This window comes from uncultured Campylobacter sp., assembly GCF_938040115.1.
Classification (GTDB): domain Bacteria; phylum Campylobacterota; class Campylobacteria; order Campylobacterales; family Campylobacteraceae; genus Campylobacter_A.
This window is the reverse complement of sequence record NZ_CALHXD010000329.1, coordinates 1-2,813: the sequence shown is the minus strand read 5'-3', so window position 1 is coordinate 2,813 and position 2,813 is coordinate 1. Positions and strand designations below refer to the sequence as shown.

Genomic DNA, 2,813 nt, shown 5'->3' with positions numbered 1-2,813 from the left:
AAACGCGAGCAAGGAAAAAATCCTAGAAAAAGTCGAATTTAAAAACGAGCAAATCCTACAAAACGCGCTTGCTTCAGGCCGCCCGATCATCGTGCAAACCGCGCACTACGGGCAGTGGGAGCTCTTTTCGCTGGCGATGGCGGCAAAATTCGGCGGCGTTAGCATCGTCGGACGCGCTCTTGATAGCGCGGTCATGCAGCGTATTTTGGCGGCAAATCGCACCCGCTTTGATATCGAGCTAATCGATAAAATGGGCGGCGCCAAGCAAATTTTAAAAGCGGTCAAGGCGCGCCGATTAGTCGGTATCCTGGTCGATCAAAACACCGCAAAAGACGAAGGAGTAGAGGTCAAATTTTTCGGGCGAAAAGTCCTGCATACGCCCGCAGTTAGCATTTTCGCACAAAAAACAGACGCGCTCATCGTGCCCGCATTTATCCGCGAAAAAGGGCGCAACCTCAGCGAAATTTGCTTTTTTCCGCCGATTGACGTTAGGGATTTTGACAAAGACGAAGCCGTGCTAAAGGCCACGCAAGCCCAATCAGACACTACCGAGGTCGCCGTGCGCGAGAAGCCTAGCGAGTACTTTTGGTTTCATAAACGCTTTAAGCATTTTAACGAGGAAATTTATAAATGCTAAGCGTCGTAATCCTCACGCTTAACAGCGAAAAATACCTCGCCGAGGTGCTAAAAAGCTGCGAATTCGCAGACGAAGTCGTCGTGGTCGATAGCGGCTCAGTAGACGCTACGGAGCAAATTTGCTCTGGGTTTAAAAACGTCAAATTTCACAAGCAAAAATGGCTGGGATTTAGCGCGCAAAAGCAGCTGGGCGTCGATCTAGCGCGCAATCGCTGGGTTTTCGTGCTAGATAGCGACGAGGTAATTTTAGAGCCTTTGCGGGAGGAAATTTTGCAGGTTCTGCAGCGTTCCGAGTTTTGCGCGTACGAGGTAGCTCGCGCAAATATCTTTTTCGGCAAAGAAGTGCGCACGATGGGGCTTTACCCGGACTACACGGTTAGGCTGTTTGACAAGACGCGGGCGGAGTTTGACGGGCGCGAGATACACGAAAAGGTCGTTTTAAAAAGCGCGTCCAAAACGGACGAACAAACTCCGGCAGGCAGCGCAAATTTAACCGCTCCCAAAAATCAAACCGGCAGGCTAAAAAACCACTTCAAGCACTATGCATATGGCAGCATCGAGCAGTTTATCGCCAAGCAAAATCGCTATTCGAGCCTGGGCGCAAAGGGCGCAAAATCAAGTAAATTTAAAGCCGTTTTAAATCCCGCGTGGACGTTTTTTAAGCTATTTTTCCTAAAAGGCGGCTGGCGCGAGGGCTGGCGCGGCTACGTGATAGCAAGGCTTTACGCGCAATACACATTTTGGAAGTACGTAAAATGAAAGATAAAAAAATCAAAATCCTAGTTATGAAATTTAGAAACATCGGCGACGTGCTGCTCACGACTCCGCTCGTCGAAAACCTGCGCCGCATCTACCCTGACGCGCAGATAGATTTCGCCCTAAACAAGGGCACCGAGGCGATGATCGAGGGCAACCCGAACGTCCAAAACATCCACATCTACGACCGCGCAAATATAAAAGAGGTCGGCTTTTTCAAGCGACTTTGGCGCGAGCTAAAGTTTATCCGCGCTATCAAAAAGCAAAAATACGACATCGCCGTGCAGACCACGACGGGCGACCGCGGCATCATCGTCGCCAAATACGCCAAGATAAAAACCATCGTGGGCTTTGAGGGCAAAAACAAAGCCGTAAATAAAATAATAACGCACAAAGCCCCTAAAATAGGCGGCCTGCGCCACACCGTAGATCGTAATCTAGACGCCCTAGCCGCGCTAGGATTTGAGCCTAGCGGCAAACGAGTGAGCGTGTATTTTGATCCAGACTGCATCAGCCATCTAAATTTACCGCCTAAATTCATCCACGTGCATCTAACTAGCCGCTGGATGTTTAAGTGTGCGGACGACGAAACCATAGCTGCGATAATCGACTTTTGCGAGGGGCTGGGCGCGCGAGTGGTGCTAACGGCCGATAACAACGACGCCGAGCTAAAAAAGCTGGACGACGTGCTGGCGCTGTGCTCCTCTAGCCCCGTAAATCTAGGCGGCAAACTCACCCTAAAACAAACCGCAGCGCTATCAAAGCGCTCTGCGATGTTCATCGGCGTAGATACGGCGATCATGCACCTAGCCGCGGCCAACGACGTACCCGTGATCGCGCTGTTTGGGCCTAGCGGAGCGTTTGAGTGGGGGCCGTGGGACAACGATCTGGACGAAAGCGGCTACACGCAGCGCAACGGCAACCAAACTATGGGCAAGCACGCGGTGTTTCAAAAGGACTGGGACTTCGTGCCGTGCGACAAAGAGGGGATGATAAAGCACGGCGTGGAGCGAACGCTGATGAGATTTGAGGGCGAGGAGCTAGAGGCGATAAAAAGCAAAATCAGGGAAAATTTGAGCCAGAGCTAAGCGTGCTTTGTAAAATGCGGCCGCTTTGGCTAAATCTTACGAGCAAATTTGAGCCGCGAGCGGTAAGTTTGGCTGCTTTGGTTAAATTTGACGATCAAATTTATCGGCTCGGATCTTGCAAAGTCAAATTTTACTTGAACGCTAGCCGTCAAATTTGAACTTCTTGATTTTATAAATTTGGGTGCTTAAATTTGACGCCTAGGCTTTCTTTTCGTTAAACACATACGAGATCACGAAAACGATCAAACAAACGGGCGCGAACGCAAATGCAAACGCCACGCTCCAGCCGGCGGCACGCTCGCCCCAAAAATACCCCGCCGCGAGGCATGCCAA

At 50.6% G+C, this 2,813-nt stretch carries 3 protein-coding genes; all 3 read left to right on the top strand.

All coding sequences use genetic code 11. From position 1 onward, the window contains the following. Positions 1-637: lipid A biosynthesis lauroyl acyltransferase (locus Q0314_RS11080; RefSeq protein ID WP_298059036.1), on the top strand; the 637-nt coding region annotated here is incomplete at its 5' end. Next, complete coding sequence (locus Q0314_RS11075; protein ID WP_298059035.1) at positions 631-1,395, top strand: glycosyltransferase family 2 protein; 765 nt, start codon at positions 631-633, stop codon at positions 1,393-1,395. The genes Q0314_RS11080 and Q0314_RS11075, both read left to right, overlap by 7 nt. Further along, positions 1,392-2,480 carry a putative lipopolysaccharide heptosyltransferase III gene (gene rfaQ / locus Q0314_RS11070; protein ID WP_298059033.1) on the top strand — a complete coding sequence of 363 codons (1,089 nt, stop codon included), beginning with the start codon at positions 1,392-1,394 and terminating at the stop codon, positions 2,478-2,480. The genes Q0314_RS11075 and rfaQ overlap by 4 nt, the downstream gene beginning before the upstream one ends. Positions 2,481-2,813: the final 333 nt, after the last annotated feature.

Coding starts and splice junctions, on each gene's coding strand:
- Q0314_RS11075 (WP_298059035.1), top strand. CDS start 631: ATGCTAAGCGTCGTAATCCTCACGCTTAACAGCGAAAAATACCTCGCC.
- rfaQ (WP_298059033.1), top strand. CDS start 1,392: ATGAAAGATAAAAAAATCAAAATCCTAGTTATGAAATTTAGAAACATC.